General features: G+C 51.8%; 20 protein-coding genes. 11 read left to right on the top strand and 9 right to left on the bottom strand.

Features of this window, described 5'->3' with window-relative positions; all coding sequences use genetic code 11:
- The first annotated feature begins 10 nt into the window (after window positions 1-10).
- From hflD to ACF2G4_RS03480, 5 genes are all read left to right on the top strand, one after another.
- Window positions 11-652: a high frequency lysogenization protein HflD gene (hflD, locus tag ACF2G4_RS03500; protein ID WP_215847042.1), complete on the top strand. Its 642-nt coding sequence runs from the start codon at window positions 11-13 to the stop codon at window positions 650-652.
- A 42-nt stretch (window positions 653-694) separates the two neighbouring features.
- Window positions 695-2,065 carry an adenylosuccinate lyase gene (purB, locus tag ACF2G4_RS03495; RefSeq protein WP_215847043.1) on the top strand — a complete coding sequence of 457 codons (1,371 nt, stop codon included), beginning with the start codon at window positions 695-697 and terminating at the stop codon, window positions 2,063-2,065.
- Window positions 2,066-2,169: 104 nt separating this feature from the next.
- Window positions 2,170-2,838: a two-component system response regulator PhoP gene (gene phoP, locus ACF2G4_RS03490; RefSeq protein ID WP_215847044.1), complete on the top strand. Its 669-nt coding sequence runs from the start codon at window positions 2,170-2,172 to the stop codon at window positions 2,836-2,838.
- A gap of 2 nt (window positions 2,839-2,840) precedes the next feature.
- A complete protein-coding gene (phoQ, locus tag ACF2G4_RS03485) occupies window positions 2,841-4,286 on the top strand; it encodes a two-component system sensor histidine kinase PhoQ (protein WP_215847045.1) in 1,446 nt (481 codons plus the stop codon).
- Window positions 4,287-4,356: 70 nt separating this feature from the next.
- Window positions 4,357-5,481 carry a cupin domain-containing protein gene (locus ACF2G4_RS03480; RefSeq protein ID WP_243078141.1) on the top strand — a complete coding sequence of 375 codons (1,125 nt, stop codon included), beginning with the start codon at window positions 4,357-4,359 and terminating at the stop codon, window positions 5,479-5,481.
- A gap of 45 nt (window positions 5,482-5,526) precedes the next feature.
- On the opposite strand, the gene pepT is transcribed toward ACF2G4_RS03480, so the two are convergent.
- Window positions 5,527-6,756 (bottom strand): peptidase T, encoded by a 1,230-nt coding sequence (gene pepT / locus ACF2G4_RS03475; RefSeq protein ID WP_215847047.1) that lies wholly within the window; start codon window positions 6,754-6,756, stop codon window positions 5,527-5,529.
- Between the two features lie 315 nt (window positions 6,757-7,071).
- Between pepT and potA the strand changes: the two genes are divergently transcribed.
- The 4 genes from potA to potD are packed head-to-tail and all read left to right on the top strand — an operon-like array spanning window position 7,072 to window position 10,860.
- Window positions 7,072-8,187 (top strand): spermidine/putrescine ABC transporter ATP-binding protein PotA, encoded by a 1,116-nt coding sequence (potA, locus tag ACF2G4_RS03470; protein ID WP_215847048.1) that lies wholly within the window; start codon window positions 7,072-7,074, stop codon window positions 8,185-8,187.
- The gene (gene potB / locus ACF2G4_RS03465) at window positions 8,171-9,031 is read left to right on the top strand and encodes a spermidine/putrescine ABC transporter permease PotB (protein WP_370661487.1); all 861 of its coding nucleotides are present in this window, start codon (window positions 8,171-8,173) and stop codon (window positions 9,029-9,031) included. The genes potA and potB overlap by 17 nt, the downstream gene beginning before the upstream one ends.
- Entirely contained in the window at window positions 9,028-9,804 is a 777-nt protein-coding gene (gene potC, locus ACF2G4_RS03460; protein WP_243078143.1) for a spermidine/putrescine ABC transporter permease PotC, read from the top strand. Before potB ends, potC begins: the two co-directional genes overlap by 4 nt.
- Window positions 9,805-9,816: 12 nt before the next feature.
- The gene (gene potD, locus ACF2G4_RS03455) at window positions 9,817-10,860 is read left to right on the top strand and encodes a spermidine/putrescine ABC transporter substrate-binding protein PotD (protein ID WP_215848297.1); all 1,044 of its coding nucleotides are present in this window, start codon (window positions 9,817-9,819) and stop codon (window positions 10,858-10,860) included.
- 40 nt (window positions 10,861-10,900) lie between these two features.
- On the opposite strand, the gene cobB is transcribed toward potD, so the two are convergent.
- From cobB to lolC, 4 genes are all read right to left on the bottom strand, one after another.
- A complete protein-coding gene (gene cobB, locus ACF2G4_RS03450) occupies window positions 10,901-11,734 on the bottom strand; it encodes a Sir2 family NAD+-dependent deacetylase (RefSeq protein ID WP_243078144.1) in 834 nt (277 codons plus the stop codon).
- 158 nt (window positions 11,735-11,892) lie between these two features.
- Window positions 11,893-13,137, bottom strand: a complete 1,245-nt coding sequence (gene lolE / locus ACF2G4_RS03445) for a lipoprotein-releasing ABC transporter permease subunit LolE (protein WP_215847051.1) — start codon at window positions 13,135-13,137, stop codon at window positions 11,893-11,895.
- Window positions 13,137-13,841, bottom strand: a complete 705-nt coding sequence (lolD, locus tag ACF2G4_RS03440) for a lipoprotein-releasing ABC transporter ATP-binding protein LolD (protein ID WP_332627657.1) — start codon at window positions 13,839-13,841, stop codon at window positions 13,137-13,139. Before lolD ends, lolE begins: the two co-directional genes overlap by 1 nt.
- Complete coding sequence (lolC, locus tag ACF2G4_RS03435; RefSeq protein ID WP_215847053.1) at window positions 13,834-15,033, bottom strand: lipoprotein-releasing ABC transporter permease subunit LolC; 1,200 nt, start codon at window positions 15,031-15,033, stop codon at window positions 13,834-13,836. Before lolC ends, lolD begins: the two co-directional genes overlap by 8 nt.
- Window positions 15,034-15,282: 249 nt before the next feature.
- Between lolC and ACF2G4_RS03430 the strand changes: the two genes are divergently transcribed.
- Together ACF2G4_RS03430 and mfd are read left to right on the top strand one after the other, a co-directional pair.
- Entirely contained in the window at window positions 15,283-15,492 is a 210-nt protein-coding gene (locus ACF2G4_RS03430) for a hypothetical protein (RefSeq protein WP_215847054.1), read from the top strand.
- A 108-nt stretch (window positions 15,493-15,600) separates the two neighbouring features.
- Window positions 15,601-19,044: a transcription-repair coupling factor gene (gene mfd / locus ACF2G4_RS03425; RefSeq protein ID WP_243078146.1), complete on the top strand. Its 3,444-nt coding sequence runs from the start codon at window positions 15,601-15,603 to the stop codon at window positions 19,042-19,044.
- Window positions 19,045-19,172: 128 nt separating this feature from the next.
- Here the strand turns inward: mfd and ACF2G4_RS03420 are convergent, their stop codons facing one another.
- The 4 genes from ACF2G4_RS03420 to nagZ all read right to left on the bottom strand — a co-directional run bounded on the left by ACF2G4_RS03420 (window position 19,173) and on the right by nagZ (window position 23,145).
- Window positions 19,173-19,715 carry a glycine zipper 2TM domain-containing protein gene (locus tag ACF2G4_RS03420; RefSeq protein WP_243078147.1) on the bottom strand — a complete coding sequence of 181 codons (543 nt, stop codon included), beginning with the start codon at window positions 19,713-19,715 and terminating at the stop codon, window positions 19,173-19,175.
- Window positions 19,716-20,007: 292 nt separating this feature from the next.
- Window positions 20,008-21,312, bottom strand: a complete 1,305-nt coding sequence (locus tag ACF2G4_RS03415; RefSeq protein WP_409075512.1) for an NAD(P)/FAD-dependent oxidoreductase — start codon at window positions 21,310-21,312, stop codon at window positions 20,008-20,010.
- A 212-nt stretch (window positions 21,313-21,524) separates the two neighbouring features.
- Window positions 21,525-22,067, bottom strand: a complete 543-nt coding sequence (gene ycfP / locus ACF2G4_RS03410) for an alpha/beta hydrolase YcfP (RefSeq protein ID WP_243078148.1) — start codon at window positions 22,065-22,067, stop codon at window positions 21,525-21,527.
- Between the two features lie 37 nt (window positions 22,068-22,104).
- Window positions 22,105-23,145: a beta-N-acetylhexosaminidase gene (nagZ, locus tag ACF2G4_RS03405; protein WP_243078149.1), complete on the bottom strand. Its 1,041-nt coding sequence runs from the start codon at window positions 23,143-23,145 to the stop codon at window positions 22,105-22,107.
- Between the last annotated feature and the right edge of the window lie 24 nt (window positions 23,146-23,169).

The following is a 23,169-nucleotide window of genomic DNA, read 5'->3' as shown; positions in this document are numbered from 1 at the left end:
AGGAGTAACCGTGGCTAAGAATTATCAAGAAATTACCGTTGCGCTGGCCGGCATTTGCCAGGCCGCGCATCTGGTGCAGCTACTCGCGCATCAGGGACATTGCCCGTCGGAAGAACTTGCCGTATCGCTGCGCAGCGTGCTGGATTTGAATCCCTCTTCGACCCTGGCGGTGTTTGGTAACGAAGAAGCTAACCTGCGCCTCGGCCTGGAAACGTTAATGGCGGTACTGAACAGCAGCAGCCGTCAAGGCTCAGGCGCGGAGTTGACGCGCTACACGTTGAGCATGATGGTATTGGAGCGCAAACTCAGCGCTAACAAGCAAGCGATGGCGACGCTGGCCCAGCGTATTGGACAGTTGGATCGTCAACTGGCGCACTATGAGCTGGAGTCTGAAACTATTCTCAGCGCTATGGCCGGTATTTATGTCGATGTCATCAGCCCGCTCGGCCCACGCATTCAGGTGACGGGTTCACCAACTGTATTACAGAATCCACTGTTGCAAAGCAAAGTACGCGCGACGTTGTTAGCGGGTATTCGTGCAGCGGTGCTCTGGCAGCAGGTTGGCGGTGGCCGCCTGCAGCTGATGTTCTCGCGCCAGCGTCTGCTGCGTGAAGCAAAAACCCTTTTATCCCGGCTGCCACTGACTTACTAAGTCAGTGCGGCATTTTTGTTTAATGATTCAGGAGTTGCACTGATGGAATTATCCTCTCTGACCGCCGTCTCACCTGTCGATGGTCGTTACGGCGATAAAGTCAGCCCGCTGCGTGCGATTTTCAGCGAATACGGTTTGCTGAAATTCCGCGTTGAGGTTGAAGTACGCTGGTTACAAAAACTGGCTGATACCGCAGAGATCAAGGAAGTTCCTGCATTTGATGCCGACGCAAACGCTTTCCTTGACGCGATTGTGGCTAATTTCGACGAAACTGACGCTGCACGCATCAAAACCATCGAACGTACTACCAACCATGACGTTAAAGCGGTTGAGTATTTCCTGAAAGAAAAAGTGGCAGACGTGCCTGCGCTGCATGCCGTTTCTGAATTTATCCACTTTGCCTGCACTTCTGAAGATATCAACAATCTCTCTCACGCTTTGATGCTGGAAACCGCGCGCCGTGATGTGATCCTGCCTTACTGGCAGCAGTTGATTGATGCTGTAAAAGGTCTGGCGCACGAATACCGTGACATTCCTCTGCTTTCACGTACGCATGGTCAACCGGCTACGCCTTCTACCATGGGTAAAGAGATGGCTAACGTCGCTTACCGCCTGGAGCGTCAGCTGCGTCAACTCGGTCGCATTGAAGTGCTGGGAAAAATCAACGGTGCCGTGGGCAACTACAACGCCCACATTGCGGCTTACCCTGAAGTTGACTGGCATCAGCTGAGCGAGAACTTTGTCACCTCGCTGGGCATTACCTGGAACCCGTACACTACCCAAATTGAGCCGCATGACTACATCGCTGAGATGTTTGACTGCATTGCGCGTTTCAATACCATTCTGATCGATTTTGATCGCGATGTTTGGGGTTACGTGGCGCTGAACCACTTCAAGCAGAAAACCATTGCCGGTGAAATTGGTTCGTCAACCATGCCGCACAAGGTCAATCCGATCGACTTCGAAAACTCTGAAGGCAACCTGGGCTTGGCCAATGCGGTAATGCAGCATTTGGCCAGCAAACTGCCGGTTTCTCGCTGGCAGCGCGATCTGACCGATTCAACCGTACTGCGTAACTTGGGTGTGGGCGTTGGCTATGCGCTGATCGCTTATCAGGCGACGTTAAAAGGCATCTCAAAACTGGAAGTGAACCGCGATCGTCTGCTCGACGAACTGGATCACAACTGGGAAGTGTTGGCTGAGCCGATCCAAACCGTGATGCGTCGCTACGGTATTGAAAAGCCCTATGAAAAGCTGAAAGAGCTGACCCGCGGTAAACGTGTTGATGCTGCCGGTATGCAAGCCTTTATCGACAGCCTGGCGCTGCCAGAAGAAGAAAAAGTTCGCCTGAAGCAGATGACGCCAGCCAACTATATTGGCCGCGCTATTCAGATGGTTGATGACCTGAAGTAATGCCTGACGCAGGCGGGTGCGTACCCGCCTGCGTTAACCTGCTGTTTAATTCACTTCGCGTATACTTCTCTCAATTCGTTTCGTTTTGATGGTAAGGAAATTCTATGCGTGTTCTGGTTGTGGAAGATAATGCCCTGCTGCGCCACCATCTTGCGGTTCAACTGCGTGATATGGGTCATCAGGTTGATGCCGCCGAAGACGCCAAAGAGGCCGATTACTTTCTGCAGGAACATCTGCCGGACATCGCGTTAGTTGATCTGGGCTTACCGGATGAAGATGGCATGTCACTGATTCGCCGCTGGCGCAGTGATTCAGTGCGTCAGCCGATTTTAGTGCTCACTGCCCGCGAAGGCTGGCAAGCCAAAGTGGAAGCGCTAGAAGCCGGTGCTGACGATTACGTCACCAAACCTTTTCATATCGAAGAAGTCGCCGCACGACTGCAAGCCTTGATGCGCCGTAACAGCGGTCATGCTTCGCAAATCATCGACATGTCACCGTTTCAGGTTGATCTCTCCCGTCGCGAACTCACCGTTAACGAACAGCCGGTTAAATTGACGGCCTTTGAGTACACGATTGTTGAAACGCTGATTCGTAACGCAGGCAAAGTGGTCAGCAAAGATTCGCTGATGCTACAGCTTTATCCCGATGCCGAGTTGCGCGAAAGTCATACCATTGACGTGTTGATGGGCCGTCTGCGCAAAAAAATTCTGGCGCTGCATCCCACCGAAGTCATCGCTACCGTGCGTGGGCAAGGTTATCGCTTTGACCTGTAAACATGTCCTGGCTTAAACGCTACCGCCCTATTTCGCTGCGCGCTCGCTTCCTGTTAGCGTCAGCGGCCATCGTACTTTTCCTGTCCCTCTCCTACGGCATGGTCGCTGTGATTGGCTATGTCGTGAGTTTTGATAAAAATACCTATCGCGTGATGCGCGGTGAGAGCAATTTGTTCTTTACGCTTGCTCAGTGGAAAGAGAATCAGCTCACCATTGCTCAACCCGAGCGCATGACGCTGAACTTCCCGACGCTGGTATTTATTTATGACGAACAAGGCAAGCTGCTGTGGCAGCAGCGCGATGTGCCTGAGATTCGCAATAAGATTCACCGTGACTGGCTGCTCAAGCCTGATTTCTACGAAATCGATACCAGCAATCGCACCAGTCTGGCAGCGATGGGTAACAATATTTCAGCGCAGCGACGGCTTCACGCCTGGGATACCGACAGCGACGACACCTTTACCCACTCGGTAGCCGTGAATCGTTATGATGCCACGACCAATTTGCCCGCACTGACCATCGTGGTGGTCGATTCCATTCCCCAGGAATTACAACATTCCGATGTCGTGTGGTCATGGTTTAGCTATGTGTTAGCGGCCAATTTGATTTTAATTATTCCACTGCTGTGGTTGGCCGCACACTGGAGTTTGCGTCCTATCGGTCATCTTGCTCAGCAGGTACGTGAGCTGGAAACCAGTCAGCGTGAAAATTTGGCTGATAACCCGCCGCAGGAATTGCAAAGCCTGGTGCGCAATCTCAACTTGTTATTAACCAATGAACGGCAGCGCTATACGCGCTATCGCACCACCTTGTCGGATCTCACGCACAGTTTGAAAACCCCGCTGGCGGTGCTGCAAAGTACCTTACGATCGTTACGCAGCGGCAAGGAACTGACGGTTGAGCAGGCTGAACCCGTGATGCTGGAACAGATTAGTCGGATTTCACAACAGATTGGCTATTACCTGCATCGCGCCAGCATGCAGGCCGATCACAATCCTTTGCAGCGCGACCTACATTCAGTTTCAGGCTTGCTCGACAGCTTGTGTTCCGCTCTCAACAAGGTTTATCAGCGCAAAGGCGTGGCAATCACGCTCGATATTTCACCTGAGCTGACCTTTTTTGGCGATCAAAATGATTTTATGGAAGTGATGGGCAATGTGCTGGATAACGCCTGCAAATATTGTCTGGAATTCATCGAAGTCAGCGCGCATCAAACCGAGAAGTCTTTGCATATCTATATTGATGACGATGGTCCTGGCATACCAGAAAGTAAGCGCGACCTGGTCTTCGTGCGTGGACAACGCGCCGACACGCTGCGGCCCGGACAGGGATTAGGTCTGGCGGTGGCGCGAGACATTCTTGAGCAATATGCCGGCAAGATTATTGCCTCAAGCAGTTCGCTGGGTGGCACACGGATGGAAGTCATTTTTCAACGCCAGGAAGTCTGACATCGCCGCGAGTAGAAAGGCGTTCGGGCTGTTATACTTGCGACATTTACAGCCCTAAGCGGAACCTTCTATGGACTATCAGCTCGATCTCAACTGGCCCGATTTTATTCAACGCTACTGGCAAAAACGTCCGGTGGTGTTAAAGCGTGGCTTCAAAAACTTCATCGATCCCATTTCTCCTGATGAGCTGGCTGGTCTGGCAATGGAAAATGAAATCGACAGTCGCCTGGTCAGTCATCAGGATGGCAAATGGCAGGTTAGCCACGGTCCGTTTGAAAGTTTTGATCATCTGGGTGAGAACAATTGGTCGTTGCTGGTGCAGGCCGTTAATAACTGGCATGAACCCTCCGCAGCGCTAATGCGCCCTTTCCGCTTTTTGCCTGACTGGCGCATCGATGATTTGATGATTTCGTTTGCTGTACCGGGCGGCGGCGTTGGCCCGCATCTCGACCAGTACGATGTCTTCATTATTCAGGGCACCGGACGCCGCCGCTGGCGTGTGGGTGAAAAAGTGCCGATGAAGCAGCATTGTCCCCATCCAGACCTGCTTCAGGTTGAACCCTTTGATGCCATCATCGATGAAGAGATGGAACCCGGCGATATTCTCTACATTCCGCCAGGTTTTCCGCATGAAGGTTATTCGCTGGAAAACGCCATTAACTATTCGGTTGGCTTCCGTGCCCCAAGCGGCCGAGAATTGATCAGTAGTTTTGCCGATTACGCGCTGGCTAACGAATTGGGCAGTTATCGCTTTACCGATCCTGATGTTCCTTCGCGTGATTGCCCTTCACAGATCCTGCCGCAAGAAATTGAAGGCGTGCGTCAGGTGATGCTGGATGTGATCAACCAGCCGGAACATTTTGCCCAATGGTTTGGTGAATTTATTTCACAATCACGCCATGAGCTGGATGTTGCGCCACCGGAGCCGCCGTATCAGCCTGATGAAGTTTACGATGCGCTACAGCAGGGCGATGTACTCTCTCGCTTGGGTGGCTTGCGCGTGTTAACCATTGGCGATGCAGTTTTCGTCAACGGTGAGCGTATCGAATGTTCGCACCCGGAAGTCTTGACGGTGCTGGCGCATCATCAAGATATTACGCTGGAAGAGTTAGGTGACGCGCTAGACGATCCTTCAGTGCTGGCACAGATCGCGGCGCTGGTTAATGCCGGTTACTGGTATTTCAGCGGCGAGTAATTGCCTGAATGTGCGCACCCGTTTCATCCGGTGCGCACAGCTTCATTAATGCTGTTTCTGACCCGCCAACTCAGCCAAACGGACAATCACTTCCACCGATTGCGCCATAATATTCAGTGACGCGAACTCATGTTTGCCGTGGTAGTTATAGCCGCCGGTAAACAGGTTTGGACAAGGTAAACCTTTCCAGGAGAGTGATGATCCGTCCGTTCCACCACGAATCGGTTTTACGTTCGGCTCAATGCCACAATCACGCATGGCCTGCAGCGCCAGATCAATAATGTGGGGAAACGGCTCGACTTTCTCACGCATGTTGCGATAGCTGTTGGTGATATCGACCTTCACTGAGCAATCCGGATGCAAACCCTGGCTTATCTGCTGAGCGATCTGTTCCAGCACCTGTTTGCGCTGCTCAAAGCTTTCGGTATCAAAATCACGAATGATGTACAGCAGCTCGGCATTTTCTACTGTGCCTTTCATCTGGTGCAGGTGATAGAAACCTTCGTAGCCTTCGGTATATTGCGGCTTCTCTTTAGCCGGCACCGCCTGATGAAACTGCGTGGCTAACTCCAGCGCATTGACCATGACGCCTTTCGCTGAGCCGGGATGCACATTATTGCCCGTGATTTTTACCGTCGCCGAGGCCGCGTTAAAGTTTTCATACTCAAACTCACCCAGATCGCTGCCGTCCACGGTATACGCCCAATCGGCGGCAAAGCCCTCTACATCAAAGTAAGACGTTCCGCGGCCAATCTCTTCATCTGGGGTAAAGGCTACGCGAATCGCACCGTGTGGAATATCCCCTTTTGTCAGACGCGCCATAGCGGTCATGATTTCTGCAATGCCCGCTTTATCATCCGCACCCAGCAAGGTTTTGCCGTCGGTGGTGATTAACGTGTGCCCTGTGAGTTTATGCAGCACCGGGAACATAACCGGTGACAGCACTTCATCACCATTACCCAACGCAATATCGCCGCCACGGTAGTTTTCGATGATTTGCGGATTGACGTTTTTTGCCGTGTAGTCTGGCGAAGTATCCATATGCGAAATAAAGCCAATGACCGGCGTTGGCCAGTCAACATTAGCGGGCAGCGTGCCCATGACGCAGCAGTGATCGCTAAGCGTGACATCAACAAAACCCAGCGCCAGTAACTCCTCCTGTAATTGCCGTGCCAGTGTCCATTGGCCTTCACTGCTGGGCACCTGACGCGCCTGCGGTTTTGCCTGGGTTTCCACTGCCACATAACTTAAAAAGCGCTCAAGTAACTGTTCCATTTGCCATCCTTAAGAAATTGCCGTCGGTTATTATTAACGGACCAGCCAGACGCCAGGTTGCGTCAAATCATTATCAAACAGGTTAACGCTGTCTGGGCTGTTTCGGGAAGTCAACATGCACAAAATCTTGTTGAAAAGCGCATTTATTGCGGCAAGTCTCGCAACATGTTCACCTTACTCAGTTTTATCGCTTTTGAGGGGCGGCAAAACATGGCATTGCGTCTTTTTTCAGGTATCATCCCGCCCTCCTTGCTGGCTGGTCGTGTTATGCGGCTATGCTGTTACCTGTTCGCCCTTTGACAGACTGAGACTAAAATGACGCAAACACGCGCACACCAGGCGCTGGTTACGCTTTCTGGCATCAGTAAAGCTTTCGATGGCAAATCCATCATTGAAGATTTCAACCTGACGATTCGTCACGGTGAGTTTATCACTCTGCTCGGCCCGTCTGGCTGCGGCAAAACGACCATTTTGCGCCTGATTGCCGGGCTGGAAGAAGCCGACAGCGGTCGCATCACTTTAGACAACCACGACATCACGGATACACCGGCAGAGCATCGTCACGCTAACACGGTGTTTCAAAGCTATGCCCTGTTTCCGCACATGTCGGTATTCGAGAACGTCGCCTTTGGTCTGCGCATGCAGAAAACGCCCGAAGCCGAGATAACCACCCGGGTTAACGCGGTGCTGGCCATGGTTCAGCTGGATGCGTTTGCCGATCGCCGCCCTCATCAATTATCAGGTGGTCAGCAGCAGCGTGTTGCTATTGCTCGCGCCGTCGTGAATCGTCCGAAAGTCTTGCTGCTGGACGAATCCCTGTCGGCGCTGGATTACAAATTACGCAAGCAGATGCAGAACGAATTGAAAGCTTTGCAGCGTAAACTGGGTATCACCTTTGTTTTCGTGACGCACGATCAGGAAGAAGCGCTGACCATGTCCGATCGTATTGTGGTGATGCGCGATGGCAAAATTGAACAAGACGGCACACCGCGAGAGATTTACGAAGAGCCTAAAAACCTGTTTGTCGCCCGCTTTATAGGCGAAATTAATGTCTTCGACGCTGAAGTTATCGCCAGCGAAAACGCGCCGCGCGTGCGTGCGCGCGTAGAAAGTCGCGAATGCGATATCCATTGTCCTTTCCCGGTGCAGCCCGGCGACAAACTGCATGTCATGCTGCGCCCAGAAGATTTGCGCGTTGAAGAGATTCACGACGACAGTGTGTTTGAAGGGCTGATCGGTTATGTACGTGAACGCAACTACAAAGGGATGACGCTGGAATCCACCGTTGAGCTTGAGAATGGCAAACTGGTCACTGTGAGCGAATTTTTCAATGAAGACGATCCTGACTTTGACCACTCGCTGAATCAAAAAATGGCAGTGAATTGGGTCGCAAGCTGGGAGGTAGTGCTGCCGTATGAAACTGATGCGTAATCGTTTCCAGAAGAGCGTTATCGCGCTGATCGTCGGTTGGTTAGCGCTGTTCGTTTTCTTGCCTAACCTGATGATTTTTGTCACCAGCTTTTTAACCCGTGACGATGCGCATTTTGTCAGCATGGTATTTACCTTCAGTAATTACACGCGCTTACTTGATCCCTTGTATGCCGAAGTGCTGCTGCACTCGCTGAATATGGCGTTTATCGCCACCGCCTTCTGTTTGTTGCTGGGTTATCCTTTCGCCTGGTGTCTGACTAAATTGCCTGCACGCCTGCGTCCGCTGATGCTGTTTCTGTTGATCGTGCCCTTCTGGACCAATTCCCTGATTCGTATTTACGGCCTGAAAATTTTTCTCAGCACTCGCGGCTGGCTCAACGACTTTCTGCTCTGGATCGGGGTAATCGATAAGCCATTTCGCATTATGTACACCTCGGAAGCGGTGATCTTGGGTCTGGTCTATATCCTGCTGCCGTTTATGGTGCTGCCGCTCTACTCCAGCCTGGAAAAACTCGATAGAAGTTATCTGGAGGCGGCACGCGATTTAGGTGCCAGCAAGCTGCAAACTTTTTTCCGCATTATCTTGCCGCTGACTATGCCGGGCATTGTCGCAGGCTGCTTGCTGGTATTGATTCCGGCAATGGGGCTGTTTTATGTCGCTGATTTAATGGGCGGCGCGAAAAATCTGCTCATCGGTAACATCATAAAAAGCCAGTTCCTGAACATTCGCGACTGGCCTTTTGGCGCAGCCACCAGCATTGTGATGACGCTTTTAATGGGGCTGTTGCTGCTGATTTACTGGCGCGTAGCGCGCCTGCTGAATAAAAAGGCGGAACTGGAATGATGGCTCGCCTGCTACGCGGCGGTTTTATGACCGTTATCTACGCCTGGTTTTATATCCCGATTGTGATTTTGATCGTTAACTCATTTAACGCCTCACGTTTCGGTATCAACTGGCAAGGTTTCAGTACGCAGTGGTACAGCCTGCTGATGAACAATGACAGCCTGATCCAGGCAGCACAGCATTCGCTGATAATGGGCGTGCTCTCTGCCAGCTGCGCCACGCTTATTGGCTCGCTAACCGCCGTCGCGCTTTATCGCTATCGCTTTCGCGGTAAACCGTTTGTCAGCGGCATGTTGTTTGTCGTGATGATGTCACCTGACATCGTGATGGCTATTTCGCTGCTGGTGCTGTTTATGTTATTGGGCATTTCGCTTGGCTTCTGGTCGCTGCTGTTTTCCCATATCACCTTCTGCTTACCCTTTGTGGTGATTACCGTCTATTCGCGGCTCAAAGGATTTGATGTACGGATGCTGGAAGCCGCAAAAGATTTGGGTGCCAGCGAAACCACTATTTTACGTAAAATTATTCTGCCGCTGGCGATGCCTGCGGTTGCGGCTGGTTGGCTGCTGAGCTTTACCCTGTCGATGGATGACGTGGTAGTTTCGTCGTTCGTCACCGGACCAACATTTGAAATTTTGCCACTGAAAATTTACTCGATGGTCAAGGTGGGCGTATCACCTGAAGTGAATGCACTCGCCACGATTTTGATGCTGCTTTCGTTGCTGTTAGTCGCTGGCAGCCAATGGTTGCTGCGTGACAAAACTAAAACCTAAAGGGGAATAATGATGATGAAATGGTCTCACTGGCTGGCGGCTGGGGCGCTGGCGTTGAGTGTGCAAGGCGCGCAAGCGGATGATAGTAAAACGCTTTACTTCTATAACTGGACTGAATACGTGCCGCCGGGACTGCTGGAGCAATTCACTAAAGAGACCGGCATCAAAGTGATTTATTCTACCTACGAATCCAATGAAAGCATGTATGCCAAGCTTAAAACGTGGAAAGAGGGCGCGTATGATTTAGTGGTGCCCTCAACCTATTTCGTCGCAAAAATGCGTAACGAAGGCATGCTACAAAAGATTGATAAGTCACAGCTAACCAATTTTAAAAATCTGGATCCAAACCTGCTGAATAAGCCTTTTGATCCGAACAATGATTATTCCATTCCCTATATTTGGGGTGCGACGGCAATCGGTCTTAATTCAGACGAGATTGATCCGAAAAGCGTCACAAGCTGGGCTGATTTGTGGAAACCAGAGTATAAGCAAAGCCTGTTGCTGACCGATGATGCCCGCGAAGTGTTTCAAATGGCGCTGCGCAAACTCGGGTATTCCGGTAATACTCGCGATCCTAAACAGATCGACGCCGCTTACCAAGAGTTAAGAAAATTAATGCCAAACGTCCTGGCGTTCAACTCCGATAATCCGGGCAATCCTTATATGGAAGGCGAAGTGAATCTGGGCATGATTTGGAACGGTTCCGCTTATGTGGCTCGCCAGGCTGGCACACCGTTGCAGGTTATTTGGCCGAAAGAAGGCGGGATTTTCTGGATGGACAACCTGGCGATTCCAGCGAACGCCAAAAATAAAGAGGCCGCACTTAAGCTGATTAACTTCCTGCTTCGCCCAGAAGTTGCAGCCAAAGTCGCCGAAACCATTGGTTATCCAACCCCTAACCTTGAAGCCAAAAAGTTGTTGCCAAAAGCCGTCGCAGAGGATGCATCGCTTTATCCCTCTGCTGAGGTGATCAAAAAGGGTGAATGGCAGAATGACGTGGGTGATGCCAGCATCCAGTACGAAACGCTGTTTCAGAAGTTGAAGGCAGGTCGTTAATGCTCACGGGCGGCAGCGCTGCCGCCCTGTTATTGACTGCTTATTTGTATAAGCCACGTAACAGCGTATGCACAAATTCAGGCACCACTTCACTGGCTAAGCCATAATGGCTTTCGGCAAATTCGTTGCCAACCTGGCTTGGCTCCAGATTCAGCTCAACGGTATGCGCACCCTGCAGTTTGGCTTCATGCACAAATCCTGCTGCCGGATAAACATGCCCTGACGTGCCGATAGCGATAAACATATCCGCGTTTTCCAGCGCCTGATAAATCTCTTCCATGCCGATGGGCATTTCCCCGAACCACACCACATGAGGACGCAGCACTGAAGGGAACTGGCAGCAAGTACAGCGATCCTCTGCGGTGACATCACCGGTCCATTCGATGACCTGCCCGCTGGTAGCACAGCGCACTTTCAGCAATTCGCCATGCATATGCAACACGCGTGAATTACCCGCACGTTCATGCAGGTTGTCGATATTCTGCGTTACCAGAAAAAAGTTATCGCCTAATACCTGCTCCAGTTCAGCTAACGCAATGTGCGCAGCATTTGGCTGGATTTCAGGCTGCTGCAGTTGGTCACGGCGTTCATTATAGAAACGTTGTACCAAAGCCGGATCGCGTCGAAAACCTTCCGGCGTCGCAACATCTTCAACCCGATGCTCTTCCCACAACCCGTCGGCGGCGCGAAAAGTACGAATACCCGATTCCGCTGAAATGCCAGCGCCCGTCAGAACCACCACATGCGGCAGAGGATGTGCAGCCATTTCAGCCTGACGATCGCGCTCAAAAATGCGTTGGCGAAAGCGTTGATGCACCTTTCTCCGGGTCTTTTTGAGTCGGGCGAGTCGTAAGCGTCGACGTGGTGTGCGCATAAAGGCTCCTTGTGCAGCGGCTTCGGTGAGCCGCTATAAACAAATTTTGGGGCTTATAAGCCCGATAATAACGGTTGCGCATGACAGCGCTATGCTGCTGAGCCTGAAAATGTGCGCGGCGCGCAGATTCATTCTGGCGCGCCGCATCTTTCAGGCCTTTATTGTCCGCTCAAAACCCGCGCCGGGTCGATGCGGCTGGCGCGTCTTGCCGGATACCAGCTGGCGACCAGACTTAATATAATCGCGGTTATCAGCACCGAGAACACATCTATCCAGTGCAGTTCAGACGGCAGAAAATCGATAAAGTAAATGTCGCCGGCCAGCAGATGATGACCGGTTATGTTTTCCAGGCCGCGTACCAGCGAGGTTAAATTCAACGCCACCAGCACGCCAACCACGACTCCACTCACGCTGCCGAGCAGCCCCGCCAACAAACCGTACCAGATAAAGATGGCGCGAATCAGTCGATCTTTTGCACCCAACGTTCGCAGCACGGCGATATCACTGCTCTTGTCTTTCACCGCCATCACCAGCGTGGAAACGATATTAAAGCAGGCGACGCCGATAACCAGCACCATCGCCAGATACATGATGGCGCGAATCATTTGAATATCGCGATACATATAGCCGTAGGTACCGATCCAGCTTTTGATATAGACATACGAATGCGTGGCTTCACCCGCATCGCGGACCAGCTTCACGGCCTTAAACGGATCATCCATTTTCAACGCGATGCCAGAAACGTTTTCACCCATATCAAGGTACTTTTGCGCATCCGCTAACGGCACCAGCGCCAGGCTGTGATCCAACATGCCGCTGAGCTGTAAAATACCGCTAACCTGCAGGCGCACACGCTTGGGCTGCGACAGTTTGTTGTCGCCATCATTATTGGGGATCATGATGGTGATCCAACTGCCCTGCTTCACGTTAAGCGATTTTGCGATGCCACCGCCTAAGATGATTTGCTGTTTACCTGCCGCAAACGTCGACCACTGATTGTCAGCCACAAAACGTGGCAGCGCACTTAAACGTGGTTCCTGAGCAGGATCCACGCCTTTTACCTGCAGCGCCTGAAGTTTTGCGCCGCTTTCAATCAAGCCGGTAAAATTGACGTAAGGCGCGGCGGCGGCAATACCGGGAACCTGTTCGATGGGTGCAATCATTGACTGCCAACGCTGAAATGGCTGATTGACCGCCTCAATTTCACCGTGAGGAACCACAGCCAAAATGCGGTTATTGAGTTCACGCTCGAACCCGTTCATCGCGCTCAAGCCGATAATTAATACTGCGACACCCAACGCAATGCCGATGGTGGAGATCACCGAAATCAGCGATACCATGCCGCCGCGACGTCTGCCACGGCTAAAACGTAGCCCCAACAGCAGCGATAACGAAGAACCCATTACACCGCTCCTGAAAAGATCAGTTGATCGCTCAACTGTCCGTCACGCATTTCCATCTGGCGCGTCATGCGTTTAGCTAAATGGAGATCGTGCGTCACCACCAAAAAGGCTGTGCCTTGACGCACATTCAGTTCGCCCAACAGTTCAAAGATAGCGTCAGCGTTACGTGCATCAAGGTTACCAGTAGGTTCGTCAGCCATTACCAGACGCGGGTTATTCACCAGCGCACGCGCGATAGCCACGCGCTGGCGCTCACCACCCGATAATTCAGAGGGGCGATGGCTCGCACGGTGTGCAAGTCCTACCGCTTTCAGCATTTCATGCGCGCGCGCTTGCGCTTCTGCTTTGTGGATTTTGCCAATCAGCAGTGGCATCGCAACATTTTCCAGCGCACTAAAATCAGGCAGAAGATGGTGAAACTGGTAGATAAACCCTAATTCGCGGTTACGCAGTTCAGCTTTGGCTGACGACGACATTTCGTTGAGTGATTTACCCTCAAACACGACATCGCCCGAGGTGGGCGCATCCAGGCCGCCCAGCAGGTGCAGCAGCGTACTTTTGCCGGAACCGGAGCTGCCAACAATAGCCATCAGTTCGCCCGGTTGCAGGCTAAAAGTCACATTGCGCAGCACATCCGTCTGCACGCTGCCTTCCTGATAGCGTTTGCACAGATCGCGACACTGCAACAAAGGAGAATTACTCATAACGTAAAGCCTCAGCGGGTTGTACGGCGGCAGCGCGCCAGGAAGGATAAAGCGTAGAAAGCAGCGCAACGACCATGGCGCAGAAAGCGATAGTCACCACTTGCCATAAATTGATATCAACCGGCAGCGCTGCGCCATCCAGGAACAGGCCAATCACTGGCATCAGGTTATTTAACTGGCTGGCAAGCAGCACGCCGAGCAAGGTGCCCAACAGCGTACCGATGATGCCAGCGCTGGCGCCCTGCACCATAAACACCGCAACGATTTGACGGCGCGTTAAGCCTTGGGTTTGCAGAATCGCCACTTCACCCTGCTTCTCCATGATTAACAAGCCGAGCGAAGTAATAATGTTAAAGGCGGCGACAGCAATGATCAGGCTCAACAGCAGCCCCATCATGTTTTTCTCCATGCGTACGGCCTGGAATAGATCACCTTTACGCTCGCGCCAGTCTTTCCATACCATGCCTTCCGGCAGGGTTTGCTGACTCAAACTGTCAACCTCCAGCGGTTTATCCAACCAGAGACGCCAACCGGTAACATTGCCCGCCGGATAGCGCATCACGCGTGACGCGTCTTGTTGATTCACCAGAATTTGGTAGCCATCGACTTCACTATTGGCTGCATACGTGCCGGCAACGGTAAAGATACGCTGACTTGGCACGCGCCCCATCGGCGTGAACTGGCTGACTGAAGGCACCATCAAACGTAGCTGATCGCCGCGCTTAACGCCCAGCTGGTTGGCCAGCTGTTCACCCAGAATCACGTTGTACTGACCCGATTTCAGCACGCTTTGCTGCGTGTTGACCAGATAAGGTGTCAGCGGATCTTTTTCCTCGGGGGTGATACCTAACATCACCCCAACCGAGACACTGTGTGCACTCTGTAGCACCACATCTGAAGTCGTTAACGGCGCAACGCGGCTAACACCCTGTAGCTTAAGCTGGTCGGGAGGTTGCTGTTGCGGATTGATGCTGCCTTTTTGGCTGGTGACCAACGCTTGCGGCATCAGCCCGAGAATATTGCCTTCCAGCTCTCGCTCGAAGCCGTTCATCACCGATAGCACGGTGACCAACGCCAATACACCGAGCGTAATGCCAATAGTAGAAAGCCAGGAGACAAAGCGACCGAAGCGATCCGATGCTCGTCCGCGCATATAGCGCAGACCGATAAATAGCGCGACTGGTTGATACATGGAATCCAATGTGCGGTTGCCTGAAAATGAGTAGTGGGATGATAAAGGAGCCGCTTGCTTTATGAAACCTCTAACCCTCTGAGTCTGCGGCAAAGTTGCGTCAGAATACGTCATCAGCAACGTTCATCGTCAGGAATGCGACAAAAAGATGATGCTAATTGTACGATTATCCGGCAGCGGGTGCGGTAGACTACAATCAGATAGACGATAAGAGGTTAAATATCGCGCAGACGTAAAGAGGTAGCGACCATGTTCAAATTTCCCAAAGGCAGTATTGTTAAACACAAATCAGGGGAGATCAGAGGCGAAGTCGTTAACGTCTTTGAGCAAGGAGATGCGCCAACCGGATACTACGTGAAGTGGGACGACGGCAATCACAGTTATCACCTTGAGCGTGATCTGTGCTGGGCCAATGTTGACCGCCCGCGTATGCACTACACACAGCAATCTACAAAATAAAGCCCATTCAGAGGCTACGCGGTACTAAAATTGTGCCGCAGAGGTGATCCCCTTGGCGTAATATGGAATGATTACGCCTTGGTAAAAATGGAGAAACCTCGAGATCCCATGTCCGAACAGACTCGCTATACCCTGCCCGTAAAATCCGGTGATACGCGCCAGCTCGGTCAGCTGATCGGCGCCGCGCACGCGGTCGAGTGTGCCAACATCGCCGAGCGTCATGCTGGCCCGGTGCTGATGATTACGCCGGATACACAAACCGCCTTGCGTTTACTGGATGAAATCCGCCAGTTTACTGACTTGCCAGTTAGCCATCTCGCTGATTGGGAAACGCTGCCTTACGATAGCTTCTCGCCGCATCAGGACATTATCTCGGCTCGGCTTTCCACGCTTTATCAATTACCGACCTTGCAGCGCGGCATGCTGATTCTTCCAGTCAACACGCTGATGCAGCGCGTGTGTCCGCACAGTTTCTTGCATGGCCACGCTTTGGTGATGAAACAAGGGCAAAAACTGTCGCGCGATCGCCTACGCGATCAGTTGGAACAAGCCGGTTATCGTCACGTCGATCAAGTCATGGAGCATGGCGAATACGCCACGCGCGGTGCGCTGCTTGATCTGTTTCCGATGGGCAGCGAACAGCCTTATCGCATCGACTTCTTCGATGATGAAATCGACAGCCTGCGTCTGTTTGACGTTGATAGCCAGCGCACGCTCGAAGCGGTGCCGGAAATCAACCTGCTGCCCGCACATGAGTTTCCCAGCGATAAAGCCGCGATTGAACTGTTCCGCAGCCGCTGGCGCGAAATTTTTGACGTACGCCGTGAACCGGAACACATCTATCAGCAGGTGAGTAAAGGCACCTTCCCCGCCGGTATCGAATATTGGCAGCCGCTGTTTTTTGATCAGCCTTTGCCTACGCTGTTTAGCTATTTACCGGATAACACGCTGCTGGTTAACTGTGGCGATCTGGAAGGCAGCGCCTCACGTTTCTGGCAAGACGCCAATGCGCGCTATGAGAATCGCCGTGTTGATCCGATGCGCCCGCTGCTTGAGCCCGTCACGCTTTGGCTGCGCCCGGATGCACTGATGGGCGAGCTAAAAAGCTGGCCGCGTGTGCAAATGACCAACGATGAGTTACCCGAAAAAGCCGCGAATACCAATCTTGGTTATCAGCCCCTTCCCGATTTAACCGTGCAGGCCCAGGCCAAAGCGCCGCTGGACCATCTACGCCAGTTTTTGGAGCAATTCCACGGTGCGGTGACGTTCTCGGTAGAGAGTGAAGGTCGTCGCGAAAGTCTGCAAGAGCTGTTGGCTCGCATCAAACTTCGGCCGCAGCCGGTACATCGTCTTGATGAAGCGGGTGAAGAGCGCTACACCTTTATGATTGGTGCCAGTGAACGTGGTTTTATTGATACGCAAGGCCATCGTGCGCTGATCTGTGAAGGTGATCTGCTTGGCGAGCGCGTCAGTCGCCGCCGCCAGGATACACGTCGCACCATTAATCCTGACATCCTGATTCGTAACCTGGCTGAACTGCATCCGGGTCAACCGGTGGTGCATCTGGAGCATGGCGTGGGCCGTTATATTGGCTTGACCACGCTTGAGGCGGGCGGCATTCAGGCCGAATATCTGATGCTCTCTTATGCCAACGACGCCAAACTCTATGTCCCGGTTTCATCGCTGCATCTCATTAGTCGTTACGCCGGTGGCGCAGACGAAAATGCGCCGCTGCACAAATTAGGCAGCGATGCCTGGTCACGTGCGCGACAAAAAGCGGCGGAGAAAGTACGCGATGTGGCGGCTGAGTTGCTGGATATTTATGCCCAACGCGCCGCCAAAACAGGCTTCGCCTTCAAGCACAACCGCGATCAATATCAGCTGTTTTGTGAAGCTTTTCCTTTTGATACGACGCCCGATCAGGCACAGGCCATTAATGCGGTATTAAGCGACATGTGTCAGCCGCTGGCCATGGATCGTCTGGTTTGCGGTGATGTTGGGTTTGGTAAAACCGAAGTCGCGATGCGTGCGGCGTTTCTGGCGGTTGAAAACAACAAGCAGGTCGCGGTGCTGGTGCCCACCACGTTACTGGCTCAGCAGCATTATGATAATTTCCGCGATCGCTTTGCTAACTGGCCAGTACGCATTGAAATGCTTTCACGTTTCCGTACTGCCAAAGAGCAAGCACAGGTGTTAGAACAAGCCAGTGAAGGCAAAATCGATATCCTGATCGGTACGCATAAATTATTGATGACTGACTTGAAATGGCGTGATTTAGGTCTGTTAATCGTTGATGAAGAGCACCGCTTTGGTGTGCGACACAAAGAGCGCATCAAGGCGATGCGTGCAGATGTCGATATTTTGACGCTCACCGCCACACCGATTCCGCGTACCCTGAATATGGCCATGAGCGGGATGCGCGATCTGTCGATCATTGCAACGCCTCCTGCACGTCGTTTGGCAGTGAAAACTTTTGTGCGTGAGTTTGACAATTTAGTGATTCGCGAGGCGATCCTGCGTGAAGTGCTGCGTGGTGGACAGGTTTATTATCTCTATAACGACGTCGAAAATATCGAAAAGGCCGCACAGCGCTTGACTGAACTCGTCCCGGAAGCACGCGTCGCCATTGGCCATGGTCAAATGCGCGAGCGCGATCTGGAACGGGTGATGAATGATTTCCATCACCAGCGTTTTAATGTGCTGGTCTGTACCACCATTATTGAAACCGGTATCGATATTCCAACGGCTAACACCATTATCATTGAGCGTGCAGATCATTTCGGTTTGGCTCAACTGCACCAGTTGCGTGGTCGCGTCGGACGATCGCACCATCAGGCTTACGCCTGGCTGATGACGCCGCCGCCCAAAGCGATGACCACCGATGCCAAAAAGCGTCTCGAAGCCATTGCTTCGCTAGAAGATTTGGGAGCTGGTTTTGCCCTTGCCACCCACGATTTAGAAATTCGTGGCGCGGGCGAGTTGCTGGGTGAAGAGCAAAGCGGGCAAATGGAAACCCTGGGCTTCTCGCTCTATATGGAGTTGTTAGAGAATGCCGTGGATGCGCTGAAAGAGGGCCGTGAGCCATCACTTGAGGATTTGACCAACAATCAGACCGAAGTCGAGCTGCGCATGCCTGCCCTGCTGCCGGAAGAGTTTATCCCGGATGTGAATACCCGCTTGTCACTCTACAAGCGCATTGCCAGCGCCGAAGACGAATCTGAGCTGCAAGAATTGAAGGTTGAGATGATTGACCGCTTTGGCTTGTTACCCGATCCGGCGCGAAATCTCCTTGATATCGCCGCATTGCGGCTTAATGCGCGAACGCTGGGCGTGCGTAAAATCGAAGCCAGCGACAAAGGCGGCTTCTTTGATTTCGCTCCGCAAAACAGCGTAGATCCTGCATGGCTGATTAGCTTATTGCAGAAAGATCCCAAGCAGTGGAAGCTTGATGGCCCAACGCGTCTACGCTTTACCCGTGAGCTGGCAGAGCGCAAGGTTCGTATGGAATGGGTGCAGGGATTCGTGGCGCAGCTGGCGCAGAACCGGGCTTAATGTTGAAAGGGACTGATTCACATTGCTCGGAGTAATATCTGATGTGAAACAAAAAAAAGCGCATCATCCCTGATGCGCTTCTCTTATTGTTTGCTGTGTGGCCGCTAACGCGGCAAATCTTTGCCCAATCAAGCCTGATCGTTGTTAAGAATCAGCTGGCCATTACGGTCGAGTGGAATACGCGTACCAGGATCGTTTTCCGTGCGGATTTTGCCCTGTTGATTGCCTATTTTATAGGTCACGTCATATCCCAGCATTTTTTCTTGCTTGTCATAAACCGTTTTGCAGCGCTGTTCCGTGGTGGTGTAAGTATCACGGTTTTGCATTCCGGCCTGAACCTGATTGCCTGCGTAACCGCCTGCAACCGCACCTGCTACGGTTGCGACATCCTTACCGCGACCGCCACCGAACTGGTGACCTAAAACGCCCCCCGCGACTGCACCTAACACTGAGCCCGCAATACGGTTATCATCCTGTACCGCACGACGATGAGTCAGCGTTACGTTGCGACATTCCTTGCGCGGCTGTTTGATGCTTTCTTTAATTGGCGTTGCTGACAGCACCTGCGCATATTGCGGCCCGCGGTCAAACACGTTCATACCCGCTACGGCGGCAACACCCAGCGCCGCTGCCACACCAATACCGATACCCGCTAACATTGATTTATTCACAGGAAGTTCCTCCTGAAAGTGTTACCGCGCATTCCTGCCGCTGTCGCATCCTTCACAGCAGAGGCCTAACTCGGCGTGCGCGACCCGCCGTGTTTGTTGAATGAAGTTTTACAGATGGACCGAAATTGCAACATCAGATAAATGGAGGAAATCTATACAAGAGCCTTCAGGTCCAGCTTTTAGGAGAGTTCCGAACGAGGCGGGAAAGCGCTGATCTCAACAGAGAAATGAAATTTTCTAGTTTTAAATCAGCGCAATAGCAATATGAAAGGCGGTAAGCCGCCTTATCATCTTAATGCAGCTTGAGGCGTGGACGTATAACGCGGTTGATACTGCCTACTAACATCATCAGACCCGTTTTGAAGTATCCGTGGAGCGCAATCTGGTGCATACGATATAAGGAAATGTAGACAAAACGCGCAATGCGTCCTTCTACCATCATCGATCCACGCATCAGGTTACCCATCAGGCTTCCGACCGTACTGAAGCGCGACAGTGATACCAGCGAGCCGTGATCTTTATAGACATAGGCTTTCAAGGGCTTGTTATTGCGCTGCGCCAGAATATTTTCCATCGCACGTGAAGCCATTTGGTGTGCAGATTGTGCACGTGGTGGCACAAACCCACCGGATGGCAACGCACAGGAAGCACAATCGCCGATGGCATAAATATCATCGTCCAAGGTGGTTTGCAGCGTATCTTTTACCACCAGCTGATTAATGCGGTTGGTTTCCAACCCACCAATCTCTTTCATGAAGTCAGGCGCTTTGATTCCTGCCGCCCATACCATCAGGTCCGCTTCGATATATTCGCCGCCTTTGGTATGCAGACCTTTTTTGTCGGCACTGGTCACCATGGTTTGCGTCAGTACGCGTACGCCAAGCTTGGTCAACTCTTGGTGCGCCGCTGCCGAAATACGCGGTGGCAAGGCAGGAAGAATACGTTCGCCCGCCTCGACCAGCGTCACGTTCAACGCTTCACTGCCCAAACCTTTGTAGCCATAACTGTGTAATTGCTTAACCGCATTGTGCAGCTCGGCAGAGAGCTCAACGCCGGTTGCACCGCCACCGACAATGGCAATATTGACCTGTCCGGTCTGACCTTCGCTTGCAGAGAATTTCAGGAACAGGTTAAGCATTTCATTATGGAAACGACGTGCCTGATGCGGGTTGTCGAGGAAAATACAGTGATCTTTTACGCCCGGCGTGCCGAAATCATTTGAGGTGCTGCCCAGCGCCATCACCAAAGTGTCGTAAGGCACTTCGCGCTGTGGAACCAGCACTTCACTTTGTGCATCGAGCACTTCTGCCAGAGAGATAACCTTCTTCTCGCGGTTGATGTCGGTTAAGGAACCAAGCTGGAACTGGAAGCCATGATTGCGGGCGTGTGCCAGATAACTCAGCGCATCAATCCCTTCATCCATGGAGCCAGTCGCCACTTCATGCAGCAGCGGTTTCCATAAATGACTGTGATTGCGGTCGACCAAAATGATCTCGGCTTTGTTTTTTCGGCCCAGTTTATGACCAAGCTGTGTTGCCATTTCAAGACCGCCGGCGCCGCCTCCGACGATGACAATTTTCTTAATAGATGTAGTCAACAATGACCCCCTCAAATTGTGAACCAATAGTTAATCAATGGTTAAATTAAACCTTAATAAACATAGGGTTGGCGAAGTTAAAATCGCTATCTGAAGGCAGAATAACATGCTGCGAAGTGCGGGGCACAGCAAAATTGATTTACATCAAATTTATGAGCTAAAACTCAGAATATTACGCATAAAATCAAGGCACCTGAGAGGTGCCTTAACTATTAACCTAATGTTTTAAAAGCTTTTATTCGCTGAAGATGGGGAGAGATATTCTTAAATTTATGGCCTTCATTTTCATCCCACACAATTTCATAAAAGGGATGCAGAACCTGCGCGGTGCGTTGACCATCAAGCGCTTCATCTTTGCGTGACAAAATAGCTAAACAGCGATCACGGTTTTTCTCGCGGAAGTCGCTTACACACTTGGTAGCAATATCTTCATACTCTTCAGGACGATCAATTTTCCCTTCCATGTTTTCATAAGGGAAAAGATTGGGATTGAAGATTACCTGCCGGATACCACATAAAAAGCCAATGCGTTCAGACCAATAGCCTCCCAGCCCCACGCCGCAGATCAATGGACGATCGTCATCACACAGCGTGATCATTTTGTCCGTCTCTTTTAGCAGAAACTGCATGTCATGTTTAGGATGACGCGTGCTGTAACTGATCATTCGCACATCGGGATCGATGAATTGCAGTTGCAACACTTTTTCGTGATTGCCCGGGCTATTGGAATCAAAACCGTGCAGATAAATAATCATGGTTTTCCTCAACGTGATGATGCGCCGGGCTGTGAATTTACCTCGACGCTTTATGAGCCAGCCAGCGCTGCTGTAACGAACTCAACTGCTGTGCATTGTTTTTCCAGCGCGAGCTCGCTTGCAAACTTTGGCGAGTAAACGTTCCTCGATGGTACAGCTGAGAGACACGCTCAGCTTCGATCACGGTCAAACTATCCAGCACACTGATAGCGCCCTGACGCTGATTACACACCAAAATCATATCGCAACCTGCAGACAATGACTGCTGTGCCCGTTCAGGATAGCTCCCCATCACCGCTGCCCCTTCCATCGATAAATCGTCGGAAAAGATGACCCCCTCAAAACCCAGCTCTTTGCGCAGCACGGTTTTTAGCCAATACGGCGAACCGCTGGCAGGCAAATCGTCGATTTCAGTATAAATAACGTGAGCGGGCATAATGGCATCAAGCGCCTGCTCAGTAATCAGGGTACGAAATATCGCCATATCGTGCTGTCGCAACGTAGCTTCATCGCGCGGATCGCGTGGCGTCTCTTTATGCGAGTCGGCACTCACGGCACCATGTCCTGGAAAATGCTTGCCGGTGGTTTTCATTCCCGCTTCATGCATACCAGCAATAAAGCGACGCGCCACGGCTAGCGCAATCTCAGGATCTTCATGGAAGGCGCGATCACCAATGGCCGCACTGATATGCCCAATGTCCAGAACGGGCGCAAAACTGATATCAATGTCTAAAGCGATCATTTCTGCGGCCATTTGCCAGCCCGCCTGCTGTGCCAATTCACCGGCGGTTTGCCTGTCATGCAGCGCAGCGAAAGATTGCATCGCAGGTAATTGAGTGAATCCTTCACGGAAACGTTGAACGCGACCGCCTTCCTGATCTACTGCAACCACTAATCGCGTATGTGAAGCTGCGCGAATTTGCCGCACCAGCTCTGCAAGCTGGGCAGGATCATGGTAATTGCGGGCAAACAAAATCAGCCCGCCCACTAAAGGATGTTTGAGAATTTCGCGTTCTTCTGCATCCAGCTCGTAACCTTCCACGTCCAGCATCAGCGGACCGGGTAAATGTGTAGTCATGACCTAAATCCTGTGACCTTACGC

This window comes from Pantoea phytostimulans (genome assembly GCF_046118715.1).
Classification (GTDB): domain Bacteria; phylum Pseudomonadota; class Gammaproteobacteria; order Enterobacterales; family Enterobacteriaceae; genus Pantoea; species Pantoea phytostimulans.
The sequence above is the reverse complement of the archived record's forward strand: the minus strand, read 5'-3'. Positions and strand labels throughout refer to the sequence as shown.

Excerpts from the sequence above, each read along its gene's own strand:
- potA (WP_215847048.1), top strand. The coding sequence starts at position 7,072 with ATGACGCAAACACGCGCACACCAGGCGCTGGTTACGCTTTCTGGCATC.
- potC (WP_243078143.1), top strand. The coding sequence starts at position 9,028 with ATGATGGCTCGCCTGCTACGCGGCGGTTTTATGACCGTTATCTACGCC.
- purB (WP_215847043.1), top strand. The coding sequence starts at position 695 with ATGGAATTATCCTCTCTGACCGCCGTCTCACCTGTCGATGGTCGTTAC.
- lolD (WP_332627657.1), bottom strand. The coding sequence starts at position 13,841 with ATGAGTAATTCTCCTTTGTTGCAGTGTCGCGATCTGTGCAAACGCTAT.
- potD (WP_215848297.1), top strand. The coding sequence starts at position 9,817 with ATGATGAAATGGTCTCACTGGCTGGCGGCTGGGGCGCTGGCGTTGAGT.
- phoQ (WP_215847045.1), top strand. The coding sequence starts at position 2,841 with ATGTCCTGGCTTAAACGCTACCGCCCTATTTCGCTGCGCGCTCGCTTC.
- ACF2G4_RS03480 (WP_243078141.1), top strand. The coding sequence starts at position 4,357 with ATGGACTATCAGCTCGATCTCAACTGGCCCGATTTTATTCAACGCTAC.
- cobB (WP_243078144.1), bottom strand. The coding sequence starts at position 11,734 with ATGCGCACACCACGTCGACGCTTACGACTCGCCCGACTCAAAAAGACC.
- phoP (WP_215847044.1), top strand. The coding sequence starts at position 2,170 with ATGCGTGTTCTGGTTGTGGAAGATAATGCCCTGCTGCGCCACCATCTT.
- lolE (WP_215847051.1), bottom strand. The coding sequence starts at position 13,137 with ATGGGTTCTTCGTTATCGCTGCTGTTGGGGCTACGTTTTAGCCGTGGC.
- ycfP (WP_243078148.1), bottom strand. The coding sequence starts at position 22,067 with ATGATTATTTATCTGCACGGTTTTGATTCCAATAGCCCGGGCAATCAC.
- nagZ (WP_243078149.1), bottom strand. The coding sequence starts at position 23,145 with ATGACTACACATTTACCCGGTCCGCTGATGCTGGACGTGGAAGGTTAC.
- lolC (WP_215847053.1), bottom strand. The coding sequence starts at position 15,033 with ATGTATCAACCAGTCGCGCTATTTATCGGTCTGCGCTATATGCGCGGA.
- mfd (WP_243078146.1), top strand. The coding sequence starts at position 15,601 with ATGTCCGAACAGACTCGCTATACCCTGCCCGTAAAATCCGGTGATACG.
- potB (WP_370661487.1), top strand. The coding sequence starts at position 8,171 with ATGAAACTGATGCGTAATCGTTTCCAGAAGAGCGTTATCGCGCTGATC.
- ACF2G4_RS03430 (WP_215847054.1), top strand. The coding sequence starts at position 15,283 with ATGTTCAAATTTCCCAAAGGCAGTATTGTTAAACACAAATCAGGGGAG.
- pepT (WP_215847047.1), bottom strand. The coding sequence starts at position 6,756 with ATGGAACAGTTACTTGAGCGCTTTTTAAGTTATGTGGCAGTGGAAACC.